The organism is Brevundimonas sp. TWP1-3 (assembly GCF_049896085.1).
Lineage (GTDB): Bacteria > Pseudomonadota > Alphaproteobacteria > Caulobacterales > Caulobacteraceae > Brevundimonas.
Map to the genome: position 1 here is coordinate 402,508 of NZ_JAFCTP010000002.1, position 23,882 is coordinate 426,389.

Here is a 23,882-nt window from a genome sequence, read left to right on the forward strand (position 1 = left end):
ATGCGCAAGCTTATCGTCCCCGCCATCGTCCTGGCCGCCGTTTCGGTCGCCGCCCCGTCCTTCGCGCAATCCTATAGCCGTCCGGCCCCGCCGCATCACGGCGCCCAGCACGCCGGCTACGGTTCGTGGCAGTCGATCAACGCCCGCCAGGCCAACCTGGACCGCCGCATCGACCAAGGCGTCCGCAACGGTCAGATCAGCCGCCGCGAAGCCACCCGCCTGCGTGGCGAGTTCAGCAGCATCCTGCGCCTGGAGGCCAGCTACCGCCGTGGCGGCCTGACCGCCTGGGAGCGCACCGATCTAGACCGCCGCTTCGACCGCCTGTCGGCCCAGATCCGCAACGAGCGTCGCGATTACGACAACCGTCGCGGCTGATCCCCGTCCACCGATGTGACGCCAGAGGGCGCGGCCGAAAGGCTGCGCCCTTTTGCATTTCGCCAAACCGACTTCGGCCGCCTCTCGACTAGAGCAGGAGTTCCACAGCCGACACCGTCATCGCCATCCCGAGGCTGCGCCCCGGCGCCAGTCGCTGCAATCCGGTCTGTTCCGACGACGGCGCATTGTGGGCGTCGGGTCGGTGGGTGACGGGTTCGACGCAGTAGAAGTCGGTGCCTTTCGGCGCATAGACCTGGGTCCAGCGCGCGGGCGCATCGGCCGTCAGCGTCACCCGGCGACCGCCGCCGTCCAGCACCGCCTCGCCGGACCAGCCGGCATAGGCGTGATCGACGAAGGGCGCGTCGGCGAGGGCCAGACCGTTCGACCAGTCCGCGATCTCGGCTGGGGACGCCAGGCGTTCGGGAATCTCGCGGGCGTCGGTGATCCAGACGCCCTGGGCCGACAGGGTCAGTCGGCTGTCGGCATACCGATGGAAATAGGGATGCAGGCCCAGTCCGGCAGGCATGACCGCCTCGCCGGTGTTGATCATGGACAGGGTGATCGTCAGGCCCTGGTCCGTCAGTTCGATGACCTGGCGCGCGCGCCAAGGCCAGGGCCAGCCGTCCGTGTCGCCGGGCCAGTCCAGCGTCATCTCGACCCGGCTCGCCGTCTGGCTTTCGACGGTCCAGGGCAAGAGCCAGGCGTCTCCATGCAAGGCGTGGGGGGCGAACCGATCCAGCGCTGGGAGTTGCACCGTGCGGCCGTCGAAGACAAAGCGTCCATCGGCGATGCGGTTGGCGTAGGGGACCAGCGGGAAACAGGCGGTCTCCAGAATATCGGTCGCGCCTTCGGGCGTGGGACGAAACACGGGCTGGTCGCGCCAGTCCAGGCTGAGTACCGCCCCGCCCAGTTCAGGCGACAAAGTGGCGCGCCAGTCGCCGGCCGTCAGTGCTATCACAGCGAGATCCGGTTCTGAGGCAGGCCCGGTGTTTCGACGCGCACGCAATAAAGACCGCCCAGGGTCGGCTGGTCCGCCCGCTTGTCGGCGTTCCCCAGCCAGGCCGTGGTCATATAGAGGTCGCGCAGATCGGGGCCGCCGAAGGCCGCCTTGGTCACCGTCTGGACCGGCGCTTCGATCTTGCCCAGCGGGGTCCCGTCGGGTGCGAAACGCGCCACGCCCCAGCCGTTGAAAAGGCCGACGTGAAGCACGCCCGCCGCATCCATGCTGGGGCCGTCGGCATAGCCGTCCTCGGTCACGGCGAAGACGCGCCGGTTGGAGATCGCGCCGTCGTCGTGGTCGAAGGCCAGCACGGTCTTCTTCAGCGTATCGTGGTGATAAAGGGTGCGGCCGTCGGGGCTGAGGCAGGGGCCGTTGGTGACGCCATAGCCGTCGTCGTGCCGCGTCAGCTCGCCCCGGAACCAGCGATAGAGGGCGCCGGTCTGGACCTGTTCGCTGTCGTCCATCGAGCCGAACCACAGCGACCCGTCAGGCGCGACGAAGCCGTCGTTCAGCCGGTTCTGCGGCCGGTCTTCCTCGACCGGCTGAAACCGCGAGAAGTCGCCCTGGTCAGGATCGAAGCGATACAGCCCGCCGCGCACGCCGCAGACCAGAGAACCGTCCTCGGCAGGCAGAGCAAATCCGGTCTGGTCCGGCGTGTCCCAAGACCGCTTCTCAGCCGTCGCCGGGGTGTAGCGATGCAGCTTTCGACCCTTGATGTCGACGAACCACACCGCGCCACGCGCCGCATCCCAGACCGGGCCTTCGCCCAGCTCCGCCTGGATGTCCCAAACCAATTCTGGCTGGGCCAGTTCCACATCGCTCATAGATCAGCTCGCCGAGTAGGAGGTCTTGATCTGGGTGTAGAACTCGACCGCCGCGAAGCCCTGTTCGCGTGAGCCGTAGCTCGACTTCTTCGATCCGCCGAACGGCACGTGATAGTCGACCCCGGCGGTGGCCAGGTTGACCATGGTCATGCCTGCGCGAGCGTTCCGCTGGAAGTCGCGGGCGTGTTTCAGCGACTGGGTGACGATGCCGGCCGACAGGCCGAACTCGACGCCGTTGGCGACGGCCAGCGCCTCTTCATAGCTGGCGACGCGGATGGTCGAGGCGACGGGGCCGAAGACTTCCTCGTTGTTGATGCGGGCGTCGGCGGCGGTGTCGGCGATCAGGGTCGGCTGGACGTACCAGCCGGGGGCGTCGAACGTCAGACGCTCGCCGCCGGTGACGATCCGTCCGCCGGCGTCGCGGGCGATGTCGATATATTTGTACGAGGTTTCGCGCTGGGCCTCGCTGACCGCCGGGCCCATCTGGGTGTTGGGATCTAGTGCGTCTCCGACGCGCAGGGCCGCAACCTTCTCGGCCAGGGCTTTCACGAAGCGGTCGTGGATGCCGTCCTGAACGATCAGGCGGCTGGAGGCGGTGCAACGCTGACCGGTGGCGAAGAAGCTGCCGTCCAGGGCCACGGCGACCGCCCGGTCCAGATCGGCGTCGTCCAGCACGATCAGCGGGTTCTTGCCGCCCATCTCCAGTTGGACCCGCGCCTGGCGCTTGACCGCGCCTTCGGCGACGCCCGCGCCCACGGCTTGCGAGCCGGTGAAGCTGATGCCGTCGATGCCCGGATGGGCCACGACGGCGCGGCCGACGTCCCCGTCGCCGATGACCATATTGACCACGCCCTTGGGCAGGCCGGCCTCATGCAGGACGGCGATCAGGGCCTCGGCCGTGGCCGGAGTCGGGCCGGCGGGCTTGATGACGACGGTGTTGCCGAAGGCGATGGCCGGGGCGATCTTCCAGGCCGGAATGGCGATGGGGAAGTTCCACGGGGTGATCAGGCCGAAGACGCCGACGGCCTGGCGATAGGTCTGGATCTCGACGCCTGGACGGGTCGAGGCCAGGTTCTGGCCGTGGACCCGCAGGGCCTCGCCGGCGAAATACTTCAGGATACGGGCGGCGCGCATCGTCTCGCCGGTTCCCTCGGGCAGGGTCTTGCCCTCTTCGCGGGCCAGCAGGCGGCCGATCTGGGCGGCGCGTTCCATGATCAGCGACCCGGCCTTGTCCAGCACGTCGAAGCGCACTTCCGGCGAGGCGTCAGACCAGCCGGGGAAGGCGGCGCGGGCGGCCTGAACGGCCTGATCCACCTCGGCGGCCCCGCCCTTGGGCGTGCGGGCCACGACGTCGCGGGTGTCCGACGGGTTCAGGCTCTCGCCCGCAAACGCGCCCGCGACCTTCTCGCCGCCGATCCAGTGGAAGAGTTCAAGCGTGTCGGTCATGGGATGTCCTTTTCTGAAGGCTGACGGGCGGCGGGGGAGCGCCGCCCGTTTCGGGGAGATGGGGATGGACGGGCGAAAGATCAGCCCGTCATGTCTTCCAGTTCACGACCGCGCGTTTCCTTCACCCAGGCCTGGACCAGGAAGAAGGAGATCAGGGCGCTGACCGCATAGAAGCCGTAGGTGACCACCAGACCCAGGGTCGCCGCCATCCAGGGGAAGCTGACCGAGATGGCGAAGTTGGCGATCCACTGGGCGAAGCCGGCGACGGCCAGGGCCGAACCGCGCATCTGGTTGGGGAACATCTCGCCCAGCATGACCCACATGACCGGACCCCAGCTGAAGTTGAAGAAGACCACATAGGCGTTGGCCGCGATCAGGGCGATCAGGCCGGTGTTGTCGTCCAGATGCAGCGATCCGTCGATCAGGGCGGCGCGCGAGAAGCACCAGGCGACCGTGCCCAGGGTCACGAACATGCCCGCCGAACCGATCAGCAGCAGGGGCTTCCTGCCGATCTTGTCGATGACCGAGATGGCCGCCAGACAGGCCGCGATCGACAGGACGCCGGACAGGATGTTGATCTGCAGCGCGTCGTTCTCGGAGAAGCCGACCGACTGCCACAGCACGGCGCCGTAATAGAAGACGATGTTGATGCCGACCAGTTGCTGGAACACGGCTAGGATCAGACCGGCCCAGACGATGGGGCGCACCTTCTTCGTCGCAGGGTCCAGAAGGTCCGAGAATTTCGGCTTGTGATCGGCGCTCAGTGAGGCGCGGATTTCACCGACCTTGCGGGCGCCGGCGGCGGGTCCGAACAGTTTGGACAGCACGGCCTGCGCCTGGGCGTCCTTCTTCTTGGCGACGAGGAAGCGCGGGCTTTCCGGGATGACCAGCAGGGCCAGCAGATAGATGGCGGCCGGCACGACCTGCAGCCAGAACATCCAGCGCCAGGCGGGGAAGCCCAGCCAGAAGTCGGCGGTCGATCCGCCGGCGGTGCGCGCCAGGACGTAGTTGGCCACGAAGGCGCCGGTCAGGCCGGTGATGATCATGATCTGCTGCACCGACGACAGCCGACCGCGGATCGCCGCCGGGGTCACTTCGGAGATATAGGCCGGCGACAGGACCGAGGCCGCGCCGACGCCCAGGCCGCCGATGAAGCGGGCGATGATGAAGTGGGCCGAGCTGTCAGCTGCGCCCGCCCAGAAGGCCGAGACGATGAACAGGACAGCGGCGATCTGCATCACCGTGCGACGGCCGATGGCGTCGGCCAGGCGCCCTGCGATGAAGGCGCCGACGGCGCAGCCCAGCAGGATGGCGCCGACGTTGAAACCGGTGCCCAGGGCCGACAGGTTGAAGGCCGCCTCCAGCCCGTCCTGGGTGCCGTTGATGACGCCGGAATCATAGCCGAACATGAAGCCGCCGATGGTGGCGACCGCCACGATCAGTGCGATGAAGGCCATGTTGACGCGGTCGTCGCCCGCAATATCGGGGCCTGTGCCCCCCGTCGGTCCTGCCATTTCGATATTCCCTCCGAAACCCGTCTGACGCGGGCGTGAAACTCAGAAAACCCTATCGCCAGCCGGCGTCCACGAAATACTCGTGGCCCGTGATCAGGCGCGCGTCGTCGGACGCGAGGAATAGGCCCAGCGCGGCGACATCGTCGGGCTGGAGCCGGCCGGGCAGACATTGAGCCGCCACGATCTCGGCCTCGCCCTCGGGCGTGTACCATTTCATCTGACGCGGGGTCTGGACGTTGCCCGGCACGATGCAGACGGCGCGCACCCCGTCGCCGCCCAGTTCGCGCGCCAGGGCCCGCGTCATGCCCTCGATGCCCGCCTTGGCGGTCTCGTAGAGCGACAGATCGGGAAGGCCCAGGTGCCAGCTGATCGAGCCGAGGTTGATGATCACGCCCCGGCCCTGCGCGCGCATGCCCGGCGCGACCGACTGGGCCGCGAAATAGAGATGGCGCAGGTTCACGTTGATCCGATTGTCCCAATAGTCAGGCGTGACCTCGGACAGCGTATGGCGATCATCGTTGGCGGCGTTGTTGATCAGGACGTCGATGGGGCCATGTTCGGCGACGACCTCCGCCAGACGGCCTTGCAGGGCGGCGATGTCGGTCAGGTCGCAGGGGCGGAAGGTCGGGGCCGGCGACAGTTCGGCCAGCGACGCCTCCAGCGCCTTCGACTCCGCCTCGGCGATGTCGAAGAAGACGACGCGGGCGCCCTGGCGCGCAAAGGCCTCGGTGAAGCCGGCGCCGATGCCTGAGCCGCCGCCGGTGACGACGACCAGACGGCCCTTCAGCGACGGATAGATTGCGCCGCTCATGCGGCCGCTCCCAAGAGGCCGCGACCGGCCAGATTGCGCATCAGCTCCAGCACCCCGAACTGCCACGGCGGGGCTTGGTCGCAGGTCGCGACGATGTTTTCCAGCACGCCCAGCTTCTCGGACGAGACGCGAACCCGGTCGCCGATCTTGTGGGTGAACCCCTTGCCCGGCGCATCGCGGTCGTCGATGGGCGCGAACATGGTGCCGAGATACAGGGCGAAGCCGTCCGGATACTGATGCGCGCTCAAGGTCTGGCGCACCAATTCCTCGGGATCGCGGCTGATCAGGCTCATCGAGCTTTCGCCCGTCATGACGAAGCCGTCCATCCCCTCGACTTCCAGCCGGACGGTCGCTGAGCGCACGTCGTCCATGCCGAAGCCGTCGTCGAACAGGCGGATGAAGGGGCCGACCGCCGCCGAGGCGTTGTTGTCCTTGGCCTTACCCAACAACAGAGCCGAACGCCCCTCGATGTCGCGCAGGTTGACGTCATTGCCCAGGCTGGCGCCGACCGGGCGGCCGGCGGGATCGCAGATCACCACCACCTCCGGCTCCGGGTTGTTCCAGGCCGAGTCCGAACGCACCCCGACCTCGGCGCCCCAGCCGACCGAGGCCAGCACCGGCGCCTTGGTGAAGATCTCGGCATAAGGGCCGATGGCGACTTCGAGATATTGCGACCACAGGCCATCGGCGATCAGCTGCGCCTTGACCGCTTCGGCCTGTTCGGAGCCTGGACGCAGGTCCTTCAGGTCGCCGCCGATCCGGTCGAGGATGGATTGTCGCACCGAATTGGCTGCGTCGGCGTCGCCGCGCGCGCGTTCCTCGATCACTCTTTCCAAAGCCGAAACCGCAAAGGTGACGCCCGAGGCCTTGATGCATTGCAGGTCCAGCGGCGACAGCAACTGCATGCCTTGCAGCGACCAGGCCGAGGCGACCGTCAGCGCGTCCAGCGGCCCCATATCCACGCCCGCCGTATCCAGATCGTCCAGCGCGACCGCCTGGGCCGTCGTGGCGACATGGCCGGTAAGATCATACAGCCGCCCGCCGCGCGCCAGCACAGGCGACGGCCCGGCCGAGGTCATTACGCGTCCAAGCAGGCGCGCGTCGCGCCAGTCCGCCGGCAGGCACTCAGCAAGCAACAAGATATCATCCTCCTCACGTTCTTGGACGTGTTAGCGCTAACATCTTTTAGCGGGAGGCGGATGTCAATCGCTTGGCGAGGCGGTGCTTTCGCGGGCGATGAATTGGTGGGGGACCGGGCCGTCTTCCTCCCCGCCCCGTCCCAGGATCACGGCGGCGGCACGGGCCATTTCGGCGACCGGCTGGCGGATGGTGGTCAGGGTCGGCCAGACGCTGGCAGCTAAATAGGTGTCGTCGAAGCCCGCGACGGAAATGTCGCCCGGCGTGGACAGGCCCGCAGCATGCACAGACGCCAGAACGCCGGCGGCCATGTCGTCGTTGCTGGCGAAGACGGCGGTCGGACGCTGGGGCCGGGCCAGCAGCCGTCGCCCGGCCTCGAAGCCGGATCGGTAGGTGAAATCGCCCGCCTCGACCAGCAGCGCCGCGCCCTCGACCGCATCGACGGCGGCCTGGGCGCCCATGCGGCGATCCGCGCTGGCGCTCTGGTCCTGACGGCCCTCGACGAAGCCGATCAGGCGGTGGCCCAGGTCCAGCAGATGGCGCGTCATCTCATGCGCCGCACCCTGATCATCCACCCGCAGGGAGATCAGGCCGTCCCGATCGACGGGCGCGGCCAGGACTACGGCCTTCATGCCGCTCTTGGCGATGGCGTCCAAAGTCGCGTCCGATTCGCCCAGAGGCGGCGGCACGATCACCCCCTGCGCCCCGCCGGCCGCCAGCCGCTGGACCGCCTCGCGCTCCTCGTCCGGCGCACCGGCCCGCGAAGGTTCGATCAACAGCAGCAGACCCACCGACCGCGCCCCCTCAAGCGCGCCCGACAGAACCTCGGCCAGATAGGCGTTCGACGGGTTGGCGTAGAGCAGCCCAATCCGCCCGCCCCCGGCCCGCGCCAGAATCCGCGCGGCGGGATCGGGCACATAGCCGGTCTCGCGAATGACCTTCTCGACCTTCTCGCGCGTCGCCTCGCGCACGCGCGCATCCCCATTGACCACACGCGACACTGTCATCGGCGAAACGCCGGCCAGGCGCGCAACGTCGCTCATGGTATGGTTGCGGTGCGGGCTGGCTTTGGTCGTCATAGCCACCTTGAGTAGCGCGGACGCAGAGGGATGGCGACCCCGGAGGGACTCCAACCCCCGACCTCGGCTTTAGGAACGGGTGAATAGTCGATTTCACGTTGTTTCGACTGTTCTCAATCTTATTCACTTACCTCTGTAATCAACAATTTGGTTGTTTTCGGTTTATCACGGCGTAACCTCAAGTTCCAGCACGCCGCACCCCCGGCGTACCCCAGATTTTGCAGAGGAATTGTGCGCCATGCCTGCCATATCGCTGACCGATCGATACATCCACGCCATCAAAAGCGTCCCGAATCAGCGCCTAGAAATCTTCGATCAAAATTGCCCGGGCCTGCACTTGCGCGTCACCGGGACAACGAAATCATGGGCGATGCGATATCGTGCGGCAGATGGACGCCACGCCCGTCATCGCCTGGGAGAGTTTCCGACTGTAAACCTTCGCACAGCGCGCCTAGAAGCGGGTCGCTTGCGCGAAATGATCGGACACGGAGGCGATCCGGTCCGGGAACGTCAGGAAATCAAGGAACAGGCAAGACTCGAGGCGCTGGACACGTTCGGCAAGCTGCTCGAAGCCTATTGGGTCGCGTGCGAAACCGGAGAGTGGCAGCCCAAGCGCAAGCGGAAGCGCGCAACGACACTCAAATACGAAAAGCGCCTGTCTGAGCGGCATATCGAGCCTGTCCTCTCAAACCAGCCATTGGCGAGTATCAAGCGCTCGACGATCAAGGCGCTGCTTCGCGATATGACGGCGAAAGGGATCGGGGCTCAAACCAACCGTGTCCAAGCGCTGATCCGTCAAGTATTCAACTTCGGCATTGGCGAGGAGTTGGTGGAGATCAACCCAGCCATGGGGTTCGCGGCCCTGCACTCCGCCAAGCCTCGCCGCCGAGTCTGGAAGGACCCGGAACTGCGACTGCTCTGGAACGCCTTAGCTGACCACACTCCATTGTGTACCCCCCGAGGCGACAGCGTCTTTGTGAGCAGGCCGGTCCGCATCGCCCTGCAGCTTGCGCTCCTGCTCCTGCAGCGCAGAACCGAGATAGCGGGCATGGACCTCGCCGAACTAGATCTCGACCAGGCGGTTTGGCTCATACCGGCCGAGCGGATGAAGTCGGATCGCCCTCACCAAGTGCCTCTGCCGCCGTACGCGGTCACGCTCATTCGCGAGGCCATTGCGCTCACCAAGCTTCCGTCCGACCGGTTGAAGGGGCCCGTTTTCCCACATCAACGGGACTATACCCAACCCATGCGCGCCGATGCGATGACCAGAGCAATGGACCGGTTAAGAGACTGCATCGGGGTCGAAGACGCGACGGTTCACGATCTGCGACGCACCGGTTCGACGGCGCTAACCAGCGAAAGACTTCGGGTCAGCCCCTTTATCCGCTCGAAGGTTTTGGGCCACGGCACCGACGCCGGCGGCGGGGCTCAAGTCTCCAGCACCCACTACGACGCGAACGAGTATATGGTGGACAAGCGCACCGCTCTGCGTGCGTGGGAAGCGCTGCTTCTGCGGATTGTCGAACATGGGCCCAGCGCCGTGAAACCATCCACTCATGTCGGCATCCTTCGGAGTTCAATGTTCGGTCTGACAGCCGCTAACGACGTAGAACCGTTGGTCATCTCGCAGGAGGGCTAGGCTGGGGGCGACTATTTGTGCATGGCGGGCAGCACCCGTGGGAAGGCATTGGTCGAGCAATCATCTAATCTGAAATTGGCTGAGATTGGAAAAGCGGCCGCGGCAAGGATGACTACGTGGCATTGCCCTGATCGGGGGCCGTATGGCCGCTGTGCGCTGCCGCCTCGGAAGGGTCATCATCAAGGATGCGCGAGAAAGCGAACGCTTCCATCGCAGGCGCGTTGGGTGGTCTATGGATGACAAGCCCCCACGTGAGACGCCTATCGGTTTTGACGATCCGCCTGACAAGGCGAGCTTGGGCGCATTCAAGATCTCGGGCATAGCCATTGCGCTAGCTGCGGTGATCTGCCTGGGGCTAATCGCCGTAGTCGTCGCGCGATCGGGGGGAATCTAAGCGGCACGTTATCAGCTCTTGAGGCTTACTAGCTTTGGAGGGCGGGTTGTATGTCTGCTTCGCGCCCTCTTGCCCGATCTGGTGTATTTCGACTTCGGATCGCCGTCTCGAAGCGCCATTTCATGAAGAGCACTCCGACGCTATCACAAGCGCGAAGCTATTGGACGCAGTCACCGGCCAAGCCTGGGTCTCACGCCGTATACCACCCGGAGGATAAAGCAGGTTACGGTAAGCGAGTAAGTCTTGAGGTCACTGACGAAGCGTCTCGCTCCTTCCAGATTTGATCCCTTGAGGGGCGAAGTTGGTGATGGAGCAGACGGCTGCAGCCGATCCGACAATATTTGCCACGAGGTCATTCACATCTCCGCAACGGGACGGAGCGAGGCGATGTTCTAATGTGCGGAAGCATTTCGCCGCCTAGAGGATTGCGCTCGCGGTGGGCCAGCAGCTTCCGCACGTTGTTCGCACCAATTCGAACTCCTTCAGGAAACCCGACATCGTCACCTTGGCGCGCGCTTGGTGGCGTTGTCGAAGATCGCCTTCGTGAATGCCCCGCGGGCAGACGCTAAGTTCCATCCTCCCCGTCCCAGCGCACCGTCGGCGTGAGGCACGCGGGATAGATGTCGCCCGGTGCCAGATTGCCGATTGTGGAGCGCATAGCCTGGGCCATGTCCAGTATGGGCTGGGGACGAGGAGGGCGTCGAAAGAGGGTGCACACGGAACGACGCACACGACGATCCGGGTTTGGGGAGTCACCTGAAAGGTGACCCTCACAATGTCCGTCAGGGGTAGGAAGCTGACATTTGTTTGCGTTGTCACGGCGACTGGGCGACACGGGCGGAACACTGACCAGCAAGGTCGCTCCTGTTTGGCCACTACCGTGAACGTTAGCGGATCAGACTTCCCGCTACGGTATCCAAAGAAATGCTCGAACCGCCGAACATTCAGTTCCGTCCCGCCGCTCAATACGTCCGCATGTCGACAGACAGGCAGGACTTCTCGATTGAGATGCAGTCGCTTGCCATAGCGGAGTATGCCGAAAAGCACGGCTACGAAGTTGTGCAGACGTACGCCGACTCTGGCGTCAGCGGCTTGGACATTTCGAACAGACCAGCACTTCGGTCCCTCCTGGCTGACGTCGTCGGTGGAACCGCTCAGTACACCGCCGTGCTCGTTTACGACATCAGCCGTTGGGGGCGCTTCCAGAACCCAGACCAAGCCGCACACTACGAGTTCATCTGCGTCGAGGCTGGTATACCTGTTCACTACTGCGCAGAGCCATTTGCCAACGACGGAAGCCCGACGTCTGGCTTGCTGAAATCTATGAAGCGCCTGATGGCGGCAGAGTTCAGTCGCGAACTGGCCCATAAAACGAAAGCTGCGAAGGAAGGCCTTCGAGACTTGGGGTACTGGACCAACGGTGCTCCGGGATATGGCCTGCGCAGACAGGCGGTGACACGCTCCGGTCGAACACTACGCGTCTGCCAATATGGCGAGCGAAACCCTCACCTGAAGTCGCGGTGCATATTGGTGCATGGGCCAGCATATGAGGTGGCCACCGTGCGGCGCATCTATCGCTTGTATATACAAGACCAGCTCAGCTTCGCTGAGATCGCAACGCACCTAAACCGCGATGGGCTCAAGGCAGAGAACGGAAGAGATTGGCGCTGGTATACCGTCCGCCAGATCATCACGAACGAGAAGTACGCGGGCACATATGTCGGCGCCCGGTTTCCGCAGCATCTCGGCAAGCCGCTGCCTACCACGCCGGAAGACTGGGTGCGCCTTCCGGGGTTTGTGAAGCCAATCGTAACGAAGGCGACATTTGAGGGTGCCCAACGGGAGTATCTTCGTCGCCGCCGCGTGCCCACTAACGAAGACCTCATGGCCGAGATACACGCGCTTTATCAGAAGCATGGTTTTGTCAGCCAAGCACTGATCAGTGCCTACAGCGGAAGAACCAGCGCATATTACAGGCGGCGGTTGGGCGATCTGCAAACGCATTTCGCGCAGGCGGGCTTCAATATGACCAAACGCCAGCAGACCTCACTGGCCAACATGCAAGCGATCACAGAGAGGCGTCGCGAAAGAGGGTGTGTGCTGTCCGATGAGCATATAATCAGGAAGCTACGCGGTCTTCTTGCGGTGGAGGGACGGCTTACGATCCCACTCATCCTATCGACCCCGGGTGTACCGACCCCGGCCACGATCCGCCGGAGATTTGGAAACCTGAAAGCAGCCTATGCTATGGCTGGCTACGTCCCCTCAGCCCGACAGGCGGCCCTCATGCACAACGGGCCCTCGGCAGCGAGGGCTGATGTCGGCTAAGGGTCGACTTCAGCCGCAAGCTTCGGTTCGGAAAGCCAACATCCCACCCTCCCGCGCCTAACGGTCATTGAGGAATCCAAACGGCGAGTAGATGTCTGGTTTGTCTAGCCGCAGTCATGCCAAGCTTTGCCGTCATGTCATGTATAGCCGCCTCTGGAAGTCGTCCATTAAGCATGGGTCCTAGGTCGCCGTTAAGGGGCGTGAGTTAGCGTCATCGCTCGCTAGGGCGAATGAATGCTTCTGCTTCAGAACGACATTCTTAAAATGGTCGCTCGCGGTGAGCCGCTGGAGAGGACTGCGCGTGCCCTGTGCCTCAAGGTCGAGGCCATAATCTCGGACGCGGTATGCTCGATACTTTCTGTTGACGCCGATGGCCGACTCCATCCGGTGGCGGGTCCAAGTCTTCCGCCCGGCTTCTCGGACGCGTTTGACGGTCTCGCTGTGGGGCCAGAGGTCGGTACTTGCGGCGCTGCAATCGCATTGCGCACCTCAGTGGAGGCGGAAGATATTGCAACTGACCCGCGATGGGCCCTTTACCGTGCTATCCCGCTGTCGGCCGGCCTTCGGGCATGTTGGTCCACGCCCATCATTGGTCAGGCGGGGCAGATCTTAGGGGCGTTCGCCTTCTACTTTCGCGAATCTCGGCGTCACACCGCACTGGAATCCCGGGTCGTCCAGGCATCGACGCACTTGTGCTCGATTGCGCTCGAGCGAGACCGGCAGATGGCCGACCAGTACCGACTGGCCTATCACGATACCTTAACAGATCTGCCGAACCGGGCGGCGTTCGACAAAGCCGTGACGCGCGACAGCAGCGAACTGCACTACCAGCGAGGTCTGCTGGTGATCGATCTCGACAACCTCAAAACGGTTAATGACACCTTCGGGCACAAGGCGGGCGATTGCCTTATCCAGGCTGCGGCGGCCTGTATCGAACAGGCTGCTCCTCAGTCGGCTTTCCGGTTAGGTGGCGATGAGTTCGCCGTCCTCGTCATAGGTGATGAGGCGCGACCGGACGGTCTTGAGCGCCTCGCGAAATTGATCCTCAAAGGTCTCGATCTGCCGGTTGATTGCGAGGGCCATCGCACGGTTCCTCGCGCAACTATTGGCGGCGCCGCTTCTGGAGGCGGAGCGACGATCGATGAGCTAAGGCAATGGGCAGATTTCGCACTCTACCATGCGAAAGAAACGCTCCGGGGCGGGTATGTAGCCTACTCGCCCGACCTTGGGACGACAATGACCCAACGGCTGTGCGCCATTAGGGACGTGAGCGAGGCACTCCGAGAAAACCGCATCGACGCCCACTATCAGCCGATCGTTCGTTTGGACACGGGGGAGATCGTGGGGCTGGAGGCGCTGTTTCGCGTAATTTCGCCATCCGGAGAGGTGTTTGCGGCCGGATCCTACATGGATGCGACGTCCGACGTTCACACGTCGACCAATCTAACGCGCCGCATGTTGGACATCGTCGCGCGCGATGTCAGGAGCTGGTTGGACCTTGGAATATGGTTTCAGCATGTCGGCATCAATGCTGCGTCGGCTGACTTCCAGGGCGGGGCGCTACACGCCGCCATCACGGAAGCCTTTGGCCGCGAAGATGTGTCATTACAGCATGTGATCTTGGAGGTGACTGAGTCCGTCTATATGGCCCAGGACGGCAAGGTCGCGCGCGAGATAGAGACCCTTCGACAGGACGGGCTTCGGGTAGCGCTCGATGACTTCGGGACCGGATTCGCATCTCTGACCCATCTGCTGTCGGTTCCCGTAGATATCATCAAGATCGACCGATCCTTCGTGTCGCGCATGGAGCCCGAAAGCCGCAGCGCCGCCATCGTAGAGGGACTGATCGCGATCGCCGCCCGTCTCGGCATCCGCGTCGTGGCGGAAGGCGTGGAAACCCGTCAGCAGGCGGAGCTCCTGGAAACGTTCGGCTGCTCGTTAGCCCAGGGCTACCTCTACTCCAAAGCCGTGGACCGACATGCAGTGACGAAGCTGCTGTTCGCCAAGGCGCAAAAACGCGATCCGGACCTCCCAGCCGCTCCGGGTCTTTCGCGGCCCACGCGGACGCGGGCGCCGCTTGTCTCAAGCGAGACGGCTGACGTGGTGCGTTACGCCGTCTTGCTCTGCGGTCTGGAATGGCGCGTGGTGTCGGAGCGTCGGCAACTCGGGCATTTTGCAAGTCGAGCGGCGGCCTTTCAATGCGCGCTGAGACTTGCCCGGGAGGCGAACGCATCGGGCCTGATGGTCGAACTCATTTATTCGGAGGCGTGCGGAGAGCTCCGATCCATCCACCTTGCCAGCAGCGAGATCACGAATGCTGCTTTGGAGATCCACGCTCACTGGCGCGGCGTAGGGGTGGGCGTCGAAAACCCAGCGGATCGCCGTCAGCCCTCGCCTAGTCCGACAGAATAAGACCGGGTCGCCGCGAGCGCGATCGAGCCGACGGTCAATCGCCAGCTTTGCGTGCCGGACGAAGGTTCGCCTTTGCCACCAGCTACCGGACCGACGTGGACCACGGATGCGGTATCAGCACGGCGTTCCGGCGCGATGCCTACCTCGCAGATCACACCGTTGGGGATAGTGTTTTGTTCCAATGGCCGGCAACGGAACGTTTCGCGCGGCGCTTCGTTCGGCCACGGGAATAGGGCCAACTCATTGACCACACTGCAAGACGGCGCCGACGACAGCCGATATCGGCTCTTGGTCGAGTCCATAACGGACTACGCCATCTATATGCTGGATGCCGAGGGGTACGTGACAAGTTGGAACCCGGGAGCCGAACGGTTCAAGGGTTACACCACGAAAGAGATCATCGGCGAGCATTTCTCCCGATTTTACACTCCTGAGGATCGCGAGGCCGGGCGGCCGTCAAATGCTCTGAAGATGGCGGCAGACTCCGGGCGGTTCGAAGCTGAGGGGTGGCGCCTCCGGAAGGATGGGGCCCAATTCTGGGCCCATGTGGTGATCGATCCCATACGCCGCGACGGGGAACTGATCGGTTTTGCCAAGATCACGCGTGACCTGACGGAGCGTAGAGCGGCTGAGCAGGCTCTCCGTCAGAGCGAGGAGCAGTTTCGAATACTTGTCGGAGGCGTGACAGACTACGCCATCTACATGCTCGACCCTGACGGAACCGTGGTCAGCTGGAACGCCGGCGCCGAGCGCATCAAAGGCTATACGCCAAACGAAATCATCGGCGACCATTTCTCACGGTTTTACGTTCCCGAGGAAGTGGAGGCCGGCGCTCCAACCGTCGCCCTCAGCATTGCTCGTGACGCTGGACGCTTCGAGAAAGAGGGATGGCGTCTTCGCAAGGACGGAACGCGTTTTTTGGCGCACGTGGTGATCGATCCGATCACCGGCGACGACGGCGAGATTGTCGGTTTTGCAAAAATAACTCGTGACGTCACGGAGCGGGCCGAGGCCCAACGCGAACTCGAGGCCGCGCGCGAGGCCCTCTATCAGTCACAAAAGCTGGAGGCCATCGGGCAACTGACCGGAGGGGTGGCGCACGACTTCAACAACCTCTTGGCGGCGATTACCGGCAGCCTTGACCTTCTTCGGAAACGCCTTCCTTACGATCCCAGAACAACGCCGCTTCTTGAGAACGCCATTCAGGGCGCTGAGCGTGGTGCGATCCTTACCCAACGGATGTTGGCTTTTGCGCGCAAGCAGGAACTGAAGATCGAAGCCGTGGATATACCCCAGCTCGTCAGAGGCATGGGCGAATTCATCCGCCGCTCCATCGGGCCGAACGTCGATGTCCGGATGCGGTTTGCCGATGTGTTGCCGAGAGTTCAGACCGACCCCTATCAACTCGAGACGGCGTTGCTCAATCTTGTCGTCAATGCGCGCGACGCGCTTCCGAACGGGGGAGAAATCTCGATCACCGCCGAGCAGCTGAAGGTCGTGCGCAGGGAGGGCGAACGCCGACCTGGAAGCTATGTAAGGCTCAGCGTGAGCGATAACGGCACGGGGATGCCGCCCGAGATCGTTGCTAAGGTGACCGAGCCGTTCTTCACCACGAAGGGAGTTGGCAAGGGCACGGGGCTCGGGCTTTCGATGGTCCAAGGCCTCGCCGGACAGTCCGGAGGTTGGATCGAGATCGAGAGCGAAATCGGCCAGGGCGCTCGCATCGACGTGTGGTTGCCACTCGCAGGCGCTCGCCTCCCGGCCGCAGGATTGACGGTGACCGAGCCCGTCGATGATGTCGGAGAACGGCTAGTCGTGCTCGCCGTTGATGATGATCCTCTCGTGCTGACCAATACTGTTGCGATGCTGGATGAGCTCGGCCACAACGTCCTCGTCGCAAACTCCGGTGATGAGGCGTTGATAATCTTTCAGCGGCACCCGGAGATCGACCTCGTTCTGACTGATGAGGTTATGCCCGGGCTCTCCGGCAGCCAGCTTGCGGAACAGATGAGGAAGCTGCGACCCGCAGCGGCTGTCGCGTTGGCGTCCGGCTATGCTGACCTTCACCCCTCGCCCGGGCCCAACGTGGCCATTCTGCCGCGCTTGGCCAAGCCATTCACGCTGGCTCAGCTGGCGAGCTTTATAGATGACCTGGCGCTGGAAGAATCTCAACGCGCAGTGGACTGAGCCCCGGGCGTGAATATCGCCAGCGAAGTTAGCCAAGGGAACCCCGCACTTTGATCGACCGTCTCGTGTATCGCAGTCACGCTGTCGCGATCTTGCCAGAAGTCGCGCTGGATCGGATTTTCCGGTCTTCCCTCTCGAAGAACGCCCGTATGAACATCACTGGAGCGCTGGGTTTCTCACAGCAGACCTACATCCAGCTTCTCGAAGGCTCACCCTTCGCCATTGACGAGCTGGTCAAAACGCTTGTGGCCGACACCCGCCATACACAGCTGAGGATCCTACTCCGCGGCTCATCGGAGAGACGCCTGCTGCCGGATTGGTCGATGGCGCGCGTGGACCTCGCCAAGGCGGCACCCGAAACAGCGACACTGATTAAAGCGGACGATGGGTTGGGCTTGATCGCATTGATGGCCACGCTTGCGCATGAGGGTGTCGCAACCTGACCCCGCCTCTGGCTGTCGCCGGCAGCACGTAACTAGCCGGAAGCACCTGCGGCCAACTCTTCCAAAGCGGGCTGACTGTCTCGCCTTAAAGATCCAACTCGCCGACGATCTTGGAGGACGACTGCATGGGTAAATTCAGTCGTCAGCAGCAGCCGCATCTCCCCAAGGGCAAGGGCCTCTACGTCATCGTGCGCTAAGAATGTCTCGGTGACTGGTGGGTTATCTGGTCCATCGTGAAGGTAAATACGGTAGTCAGGCATGCCTGGGCCTCCGGTTAGGAAAGGTGATCAACCGTGCTTGTCTGGCGGGGAATAGCCGCGCTTGTGGGAAGAAAATACGCGCGCGGTTTGTGACTGACAAGCTTGTGGCCCGCGACATGGGCTGAACATCCGCTTTCCCACCTTACGCTGACCGCTGCCCTAGGCCGGGTAAGGCGACCTGCTAATAAGCGGGTGAAGTCAAGGACGAGCGCGTGCTTCATTTATGTTGAACAGGCTCTCGCAGGCTATGTTGGCGCCCCCTCAAAGACGAGCTCGTGGACAAGATCGATCAGCACGTCAGGCCTAACGGGTTTGGCGACATGGCGATCCGCTCCTGCCGCAAGCGCGACGGCTATGTGCTCGGGGAGCGCATTGGCCGACAAGATCGCAATGGGAGTACGGCCGCGACCACCTGTCGCCTCGATGTCGCGAATTTGCCGAACCGCCGTCAGGCCGTCCATGACTGGCATCTGCATATCCATGAGGATGAGATCGAAGCTCTTCGCTTTGAACACTGCGACCGCGGCGGCTCCGTCGCCGACTGTGGTGCACTGGGCACCCACCTGATCGAGAATCAGACTCACGACTTTCGAATTGGTCTCGTGATCATCGGCCACGAGCACTGAAATGATGCGATAAGGCGCGTCATCACGCCGGCCCGTCGGCTGGATGGTCGCCGTCGGTCGCTCTGCGGGTACGAAAGGCAGCAAGACCCAAAAGACGGAGCCCGTCCCAAGTCGGCTGTCGTAGCCGATGTCGCCGCCCATGAGTTGGGTCAAGTCCTTTGCGATCGCCAGCCCAAGCCCGGACCCACCGAAGCGGCGCGTGATCGAACCATCGGCCTGCTGAAACCGCCCGAACAGATCGCCGGTCGCCGTTGGATCAAAACCGATTCCGGTGTCACGGACGGAAAGGCTGAGGCGGTTTTGATTGTCCAGTTCGGCCGCCAGACGCACTTCGCCGCGATCGGTGAATTTGATGGCGTTGGCGACGAGGTTGGTGACGACCTGACGCAATCTTGCCCCGTCGCCAAGTATCACTCGATCGACCGTCGGCGCGATCTGCAAGGCGACCTCAACGCCCTTTTCCCGCGCCCTGAGACTGAATAGAGCGCAGACTGACCGGAGCATGTCGCCAAGCTCGAACGGCGCCGACTCGATTGCGATCTCGCCAGCTTCGATGCGCGCCACGTCGAGAATATCGGAGAGAAGTCCTGTGAGGTTCTGCCCGGAGGCGCGGATGATTTCGACCATCTCGCGGTCGCCCTCCGCCAGCGGGGATTTGGCGAGGAGATCCGCCATGCTGACGACGCCGTTCAAAGGCGTGCGGATCTCATGGCTCATATTGGCGAGAAACTGCCCTTTGGCGCGATTGGCGCGCTCCGCCATCAATCGCCCTTCCTCGGCGAGGCGAAGTTTGCGCGCCAGCTGTGTCGAGGCGACACAGGCGGCGACGACGAAGAGCAAGCTTGCTCCGGAGATTTGGAGTGTCGCAAGCGTCGTGTGACCGGTGGCTATGGCGGCGCCTGCGAGCCCGACAAAACCCATCATGTGGGGGAGAATGGAGGCCCATGTCAGCGCACGGGATCCGGCGCTGACGATGACCCCGTTGATGATGGCGCCGGCGATGAGCAGGGAAGCCGAAACGAGGCTCAAATCGCCGCCCTCGAACGCCTGGCGCACAGCGAAGGCGCCGAAGACCGCATTGTTCACGGCGACCAGCATAATCGCCCCGGAGCACCATACCGTCGTCGGCGTCCAATCAGCAGCTCGGGGCTGGGCGCCGAAGACACGCCATTCCAGAAGTTGAAGAGTGGCGTAGAGCAAGAACCAACTCGCCGCGAAGACGCCGCCGGTGGTCATGAAGAAGGCGCCGGCTATCACGGCGCCGAGGCCTAGCCGGGTGGGCCACTGGCGGGCACGCGCCGCCATTGCAGCACGCAGAAGCTCGCGGGAGTCAGGGTGGGCCATACGGTCCTCGTTTCCCCGAACGTTGCGACCAAAACAGTGGACACTTCGTTAGGCGCATGCCCTCCCCCAGCGGGGGTAAATGACGCCGGGACCGGCCGCCTCAGCTTCGCGTCATCATGCCGGATGAGATTTTCGATTTCGAGGACATCCACGCCGCCTTCGTCGATCTCGCTTGGTTCGACGGCCAAGCGGGCCAACTGACCAACGAGCGACGGGTGGATCGGACCGAGATCGTGCGCCTTCCCTCCTGGCATGCCGACAATATCTGATCCTCGCGCATTGCAGACCCCGGTCCGGGACAAAGGGCAGGAAGTTTCCCCTAAGCACCATCATCGAAGCGTGACGTTAGCGCAAAATTCATTGCTACCGGTGTCACCTGCAAGCGAGTGCGGCGCAAACGATTGGCGTGGGGGCCGCATCTGTAAAGTGGTCAGATGTTCCTGCGTAACTTGCCGTTGTCCCGTAAACTGTTGCTTGCCTTCTCCTTGGTTATCCTCGCTGCGGCCGCGACGAGCACCTTAATCTTTGTCGATCTGATAACTTTGCGTGAGGCTGCGGAATCGGCCTCTCGTTCGCAAACGCTGAACCAAAAGGCTGACCGTCTGGTCGCCCTGACGGTCGATCAGGAGAACGCGCTGCGCAGTTATCTACTCGGCGGGGGAGACGCGGCGCGTGAGGCCTACGATGTGGCGGGGGTTCAGTTCGAAAAGGAGTGGACGGCATTCCACACCTCGACGACCCAACCGGCGCAGCGTGCGCGCCTGGACAAGCTCAAGGTTGCGGTAGAATCCTGGCGAGGCGATGTCGCGGCGCCCGAGTTCGCTCGCAAGGACATCGTCAACGATGGGGCCTCGTCGACGCTGGATCTTACGGAGGTTCGAGCGCTTGGCGGCGAGTTAGGCGAGGCTGCGGCGGAGCGTGTCACGATCCGCGCTGCCGAGCATGAGGCGGCATTGAGCCAGTCGATCACGGTACTGGTAGCTGGGGGTCTGATCCTGATCATGCTGTCGGCCGCCATGGGCATGATGCTGGCGCGTTTGGTCGCGCGTCCAATCATCGCAATGACCGCCGCCATGGATCGACTGGCGAAGGGCGACAAGTCGGTAACCATTCCGGCGGTCGGCCAACGTGATGAGGTCGGTCGGATGGCTGACGCCGTGCTGGCTTTCAAGGACGCCGCCATCGAGAAGGATCGGCTGGAGGCCGAGGCTCTTTCACAGCGGTCGCTTGGGGAGCAGGAGCGTGCAGCGAACGAGGCCGAGAAGGCGCGCGTCGCTGAAGAAGATCGGGTGGCGCTGACGGCGCTGGCCGACGGCTTGTCGGCGATGTCGAACGGCGACCTTACGCACCGGTTCACGGCACAGGTGGCCCCGCGCGCGGAATCGCTGAAAGCCGACTTCAACGCCGCCATCGCCCAACTCCAGCGGGCGATCTCGGTCGTGGTCAGTAACGTGTCCGGGATCCGTTCCGGCGCCAGCGAGATCAGTCAGGCCGCCGACGACCTGTCGCGCCGCACCGAGCAGCAGGCCGCCTCGCTAGAAGAAACCGCCGCCGCCCTGGACGAGATCACCGCCACGGTGAACAAGACCGCCTCGGGTGCGCGTCAAGCCTCCGACGTGGTTCAGGCTGCGCGCGGCGACGCCGAAAAGAGCGGCATGGTCGTTCGTGACGCCGTCTCCGCCATGCAGGCCATCGAGGGCTCGTCCAACCAGATCAACCAGATCATCGGCGTCATCGACGAGATCGCCTTCCAGACCAACCTTCTGGCCCTGAACGCGGGCGTCGAAGCCGCTCGTGCCGGCGACGCCGGTCGCGGTTTCGCGGTCGTGGCCTCGGAAGTCCGGGCCCTGGCGCAACGTTCGGCCGAAGCGGCGAAAGAGATCAAGACCCTGATCTCGGCCTCGACGGGTCAGGTCGGCGCCGGCGTCAAATTGGTCGGCGAGACCGGCGAGGCCCTGCAACGGATCGTGGATCGTGTCGCCGAGATCGACAGCTTGGTCACCGAAATCGCAGCCTCGGCCCAGGAGCAGGCGGTCGGCCTGGCCCAGGTCAACACGGCCGTGAACCAGATGGATCAGGTTACGCAGCAGAACGCCGCCATGGTCGAGGAATCGACCGCCGCCAGCCACTCGTTGGCCCAGGAGGCCGAGGCCCTGCAGGCGTCGGTCGCCCAGTTCAGGGTCGGCGCGGGTTCGCCGGTCCAGGCCTCCGCGGAGCGGCCAGCGCTGCGGCCGGTGCGCGACTCGCCAGCAGTGACTTCGGCCTATGGTCAGCGGAAGCCGGTCATTCCGATGGTCCAGGCTTTGAAGACCATCGGTCGCGGCGGCGCCGCTCGCAAGCCCGAAAGCGAAGGTTGGGAAGAGTTCTAAATCAGGCGAGTGCTGTAGAAGGCGCGCGCCCCCCTCGCGCCGTCTCAGCTCCGGGTGCAGAGAGGCTGGGATCCGACTGCATTCCCTGCAGTCCAGTGCGCTGTGGTCGGCATTGGATCTCTAGCAGCGGTCGAATGTGGTTAGACCTGCACTAAGGGGACAGGTTGGAGATCTCGGAACAGAACCACCTCTGAGCCAGCTTGAGGGCAGCCTGTCGGAAAGCGGACTGCCCCAAAGTCTAGGAAGGTGGATCGCGGACTTTCAGGAGGCAGGTCCAGCCTAACCTCTCCCCAGCTTAGCCGAACGGATCCGCAGTGTCACAATCAGCCCCTCAGGCAGCCAGGCGTAGTCGATGGCCCCATTGAGCTGCCGCGTCACGAGACGATCCAGCAGGCCGCTTCCAAACCCCGTGCCGGAATCAGGCTTGGACACCGAGGGACCGCCGCGTTCCGTCCAGATGATCACAGCGTCCTCGTCCTCGATCAGGCAACTGACGTCCAGAAGGCCGGCGTCGTCCGACAGTGCCCCATGCTTCACGGAGTTCGTGGCTAACTCGTGCAGGATTAGCGCGACATTGGTGGCGGCAGACTCGCTGATGCCCATTCTCGGCACGGACACTCTGATCCGACCGCTGAAGGCGCCGAGATCATCGTAAGGCATCAGCACGACAGAGATGAGATCCCCTAGAAGGGCGGCGTTCTCGGTTTGGCCGGGAACAGGTCGCACGAGGTCATGCGCTCGCCCCAACGCGGTAAGTCTGTGTGTGAGCTCCCGAGCCATATCTTCCGTTGTCTCGGCGGACCTAGACGTCATCGCAGTCAGCGCCCCTGCAATGGCGATCAGGTTTTTGACGCGGTGGCTCATCTCGCCGGCCAACAGCTCGTTGGCCTCTTCAGCCTGCTTTCGTCCTGTGACGTCCAAGAAGACGCCGAACATTACGCGCCCTACGATGCCCTCGTCGTCTCCCCGGCCACGGGCCGAAATCCAGCGAACCTCGTCGGCAATGAGAATGCGGAAGTCGATTTCGTAAGGTCCCACGATCCCGCGCGTCGCGCTGAAAGCGGCCCGTACCCTGTCCCGGTCGGCGGGATGGATGTTCGCTGACAAGTCCTCAAATGTTACCGGCCCGCCAGCCGGAATGTTCCAGAGGCCGTATCCGATATCGTCCATCGTCAGGCGGTCGGTATCGACATTCCATGCCCACAACGCCACGCCAGCTGCGGTGACGCCGAGACGAAGATGACGCTCATCCCACACGGCGGAACTCGGTTGGTTCATTGGACTGGCTCAACGGCTGATATCCTGCCGATGCAGCGGCGCGCGAACGGCTCAGTTAGCCATGGGCCGGATTTAGCGCCATGGCTAGGGCGCCAGCCCAGCCCACCTTGCGCTCGCCTCGTCAACGCCTGCGCTGCATCGGCGGCCCGCCCTAAAAAAACCCGTTCGGCCGTCGCCAAGCCGACACAGGAACGCGCAGCGGCACGCGCCGTTGGCCTGCCATGTCTCGCATGTACGAATTTCGCTATCGCTTCGGCGCCTCGCCCGACCCCGCGGTCGAACACGCCGACCTGACCGATGACGCCCAGGCCGCGGTGCGCGCCGTCCGAGAGTTGCTGGGAATGCCGAGCCGTCACGCCGTAGAGGTCTGGCGCGAGGGGGTCCTGATATTCTGTAGAACTCGGACCCGACACGTA

The 23,882-nt window shown here is 63.7% G+C and carries 17 protein-coding genes; 8 read left to right on the forward strand and 9 right to left on the reverse strand.

Annotated features, from left to right (window positions below):
• Positions 1-375, forward strand: a complete 375-nt coding sequence (locus tag ACP693_RS13910) for a hypothetical protein (protein ID WP_426020284.1) — start codon at positions 1-3, stop codon at positions 373-375.
• 88 nt (positions 376-463) lie between these two features.
• Here ACP693_RS13910 and ACP693_RS13915 read toward each other — a convergent pair whose 3' ends face one another.
• From ACP693_RS13915 to ACP693_RS13945, 7 genes are all read right to left on the reverse strand, one after another.
• On the reverse strand, positions 464-1,333 hold the full coding sequence (locus ACP693_RS13915) for an aldose 1-epimerase (RefSeq protein ID WP_426020286.1): 870 nt from the start codon (positions 1,331-1,333) through the stop codon (positions 464-466).
• Positions 1,330-2,199: an SMP-30/gluconolactonase/LRE family protein gene (locus ACP693_RS13920; protein ID WP_426020288.1), complete on the reverse strand. Its 870-nt coding sequence runs from the start codon at positions 2,197-2,199 to the stop codon at positions 1,330-1,332. Before ACP693_RS13920 ends, ACP693_RS13915 begins: the two co-directional genes overlap by 4 nt.
• A 3-nt stretch (positions 2,200-2,202) precedes the next feature.
• Positions 2,203-3,645, reverse strand: coding sequence for an aldehyde dehydrogenase family protein (locus tag ACP693_RS13925; RefSeq protein ID WP_426020290.1), 1,443 nt, complete (start codon positions 3,643-3,645; stop codon positions 2,203-2,205).
• 80 nt (positions 3,646-3,725) lie between these two features.
• Positions 3,726-5,159, reverse strand: a complete 1,434-nt coding sequence (locus ACP693_RS13930) for a sugar porter family MFS transporter (RefSeq protein WP_426020292.1) — start codon at positions 5,157-5,159, stop codon at positions 3,726-3,728.
• 52 nt (positions 5,160-5,211) lie between these two features.
• The gene (locus ACP693_RS13935; protein WP_426020294.1) at positions 5,212-5,970 is read right to left on the reverse strand and encodes an SDR family NAD(P)-dependent oxidoreductase; all 759 of its coding nucleotides are present in this window, start codon (positions 5,968-5,970) and stop codon (positions 5,212-5,214) included.
• Complete coding sequence (locus tag ACP693_RS13940) at positions 5,967-7,109, reverse strand: fumarylacetoacetate hydrolase family protein (RefSeq protein WP_426020296.1); 1,143 nt, start codon at positions 7,107-7,109, stop codon at positions 5,967-5,969. Before ACP693_RS13940 ends, ACP693_RS13935 begins: the two co-directional genes overlap by 4 nt.
• 63 nt (positions 7,110-7,172) lie before the next feature.
• Positions 7,173-8,186 (reverse strand): LacI family DNA-binding transcriptional regulator, encoded by a 1,014-nt coding sequence (locus tag ACP693_RS13945; protein ID WP_426020298.1) that lies wholly within the window; start codon positions 8,184-8,186, stop codon positions 7,173-7,175.
• 238 nt (positions 8,187-8,424) lie between these two features.
• Here ACP693_RS13945 and ACP693_RS13950 point away from each other — a divergent pair, with 238 nt between their 5' ends.
• The 5 genes from ACP693_RS13950 to ACP693_RS13970 all read left to right on the forward strand — a co-directional run bounded on the left by ACP693_RS13950 (position 8,425) and on the right by ACP693_RS13970 (position 17,589).
• Entirely contained in the window at positions 8,425-9,825 is a 1,401-nt protein-coding gene (locus ACP693_RS13950; RefSeq protein WP_426020300.1) for a tyrosine-type recombinase/integrase, read from the forward strand.
• A 1,318-nt stretch (positions 9,826-11,143) separates the two neighbouring features.
• On the forward strand, positions 11,144-12,547 hold the full coding sequence (locus tag ACP693_RS13955) for a recombinase family protein (RefSeq protein WP_426020302.1): 1,404 nt from the start codon (positions 11,144-11,146) through the stop codon (positions 12,545-12,547).
• A gap of 234 nt (positions 12,548-12,781) precedes the next feature.
• On the forward strand, positions 12,782-14,959 hold the full coding sequence (locus ACP693_RS13960; protein WP_426020304.1) for a putative bifunctional diguanylate cyclase/phosphodiesterase: 2,178 nt from the start codon (positions 12,782-12,784) through the stop codon (positions 14,957-14,959).
• A gap of 243 nt (positions 14,960-15,202) precedes the next feature.
• Complete coding sequence (locus ACP693_RS13965; RefSeq protein ID WP_426020306.1) at positions 15,203-17,146, forward strand: PAS domain S-box protein; 1,944 nt, start codon at positions 15,203-15,205, stop codon at positions 17,144-17,146.
• Between the two features lie 50 nt (positions 17,147-17,196).
• Positions 17,197-17,589, forward strand: coding sequence for a BLUF domain-containing protein (locus tag ACP693_RS13970; RefSeq protein ID WP_426020308.1), 393 nt, complete (start codon positions 17,197-17,199; stop codon positions 17,587-17,589).
• A 505-nt stretch (positions 17,590-18,094) separates the two neighbouring features.
• Here ACP693_RS13970 and ACP693_RS13975 read toward each other — a convergent pair.
• Complete coding sequence (locus ACP693_RS13975) at positions 18,095-19,819, reverse strand: ATP-binding protein (protein WP_426020310.1); 1,725 nt, start codon at positions 19,817-19,819, stop codon at positions 18,095-18,097.
• A 116-nt stretch (positions 19,820-19,935) separates the two neighbouring features.
• On the opposite strand from ACP693_RS13975, the gene ACP693_RS13980 reads away from it, so the two are divergent.
• Both ACP693_RS13980 and ACP693_RS13985 read left to right on the forward strand, forming a co-directional pair.
• Complete coding sequence (locus ACP693_RS13980; protein WP_426020312.1) at positions 19,936-20,088, forward strand: hypothetical protein; 153 nt, start codon at positions 19,936-19,938, stop codon at positions 20,086-20,088.
• A 165-nt stretch (positions 20,089-20,253) separates the two neighbouring features.
• Positions 20,254-22,188: a methyl-accepting chemotaxis protein gene (locus ACP693_RS13985; protein WP_426020313.1), complete on the forward strand. Its 1,935-nt coding sequence runs from the start codon at positions 20,254-20,256 to the stop codon at positions 22,186-22,188.
• Between the two features lie 279 nt (positions 22,189-22,467).
• On the opposite strand, the gene ACP693_RS13990 is transcribed toward ACP693_RS13985, so the two are convergent.
• Complete coding sequence (locus tag ACP693_RS13990) at positions 22,468-23,466, reverse strand: sensor histidine kinase (RefSeq protein WP_426020314.1); 999 nt, start codon at positions 23,464-23,466, stop codon at positions 22,468-22,470.
• Between the last annotated feature and the right edge of the window lie 416 nt (positions 23,467-23,882).

Coding starts and splice junctions, on each gene's coding strand:
- ACP693_RS13960 (WP_426020304.1), top strand. CDS start 12,782: ATGCTTCTGCTTCAGAACGACATTCTTAAAATGGTCGCTCGCGGTGAG.
- ACP693_RS13925 (WP_426020290.1), bottom strand. CDS start 3,645: ATGACCGACACGCTTGAACTCTTCCACTGGATCGGCGGCGAGAAGGTC.
- ACP693_RS13950 (WP_426020300.1), top strand. CDS start 8,425: ATGCCTGCCATATCGCTGACCGATCGATACATCCACGCCATCAAAAGC.
- ACP693_RS13985 (WP_426020313.1), top strand. CDS start 20,254: ATGTTCCTGCGTAACTTGCCGTTGTCCCGTAAACTGTTGCTTGCCTTC.
- ACP693_RS13910 (WP_426020284.1), top strand. CDS start 1: ATGCGCAAGCTTATCGTCCCCGCCATCGTCCTGGCCGCCGTTTCGGTC.
- ACP693_RS13990 (WP_426020314.1), bottom strand. CDS start 23,466: ATGAACCAACCGAGTTCCGCCGTGTGGGATGAGCGTCATCTTCGTCTC.
- ACP693_RS13975 (WP_426020310.1), bottom strand. CDS start 19,819: ATGGCCCACCCTGACTCCCGCGAGCTTCTGCGTGCTGCAATGGCGGCG.
- ACP693_RS13920 (WP_426020288.1), bottom strand. CDS start 2,199: ATGAGCGATGTGGAACTGGCCCAGCCAGAATTGGTTTGGGACATCCAG.
- ACP693_RS13945 (WP_426020298.1), bottom strand. CDS start 8,186: ATGACGACCAAAGCCAGCCCGCACCGCAACCATACCATGAGCGACGTT.
- ACP693_RS13980 (WP_426020312.1), top strand. CDS start 19,936: ATGCCGGATGAGATTTTCGATTTCGAGGACATCCACGCCGCCTTCGTC.
- ACP693_RS13930 (WP_426020292.1), bottom strand. CDS start 5,159: ATGGCAGGACCGACGGGGGGCACAGGCCCCGATATTGCGGGCGACGAC.
- ACP693_RS13935 (WP_426020294.1), bottom strand. CDS start 5,970: ATGAGCGGCGCAATCTATCCGTCGCTGAAGGGCCGTCTGGTCGTCGTC.
- ACP693_RS13955 (WP_426020302.1), top strand. CDS start 11,144: ATGCTCGAACCGCCGAACATTCAGTTCCGTCCCGCCGCTCAATACGTC.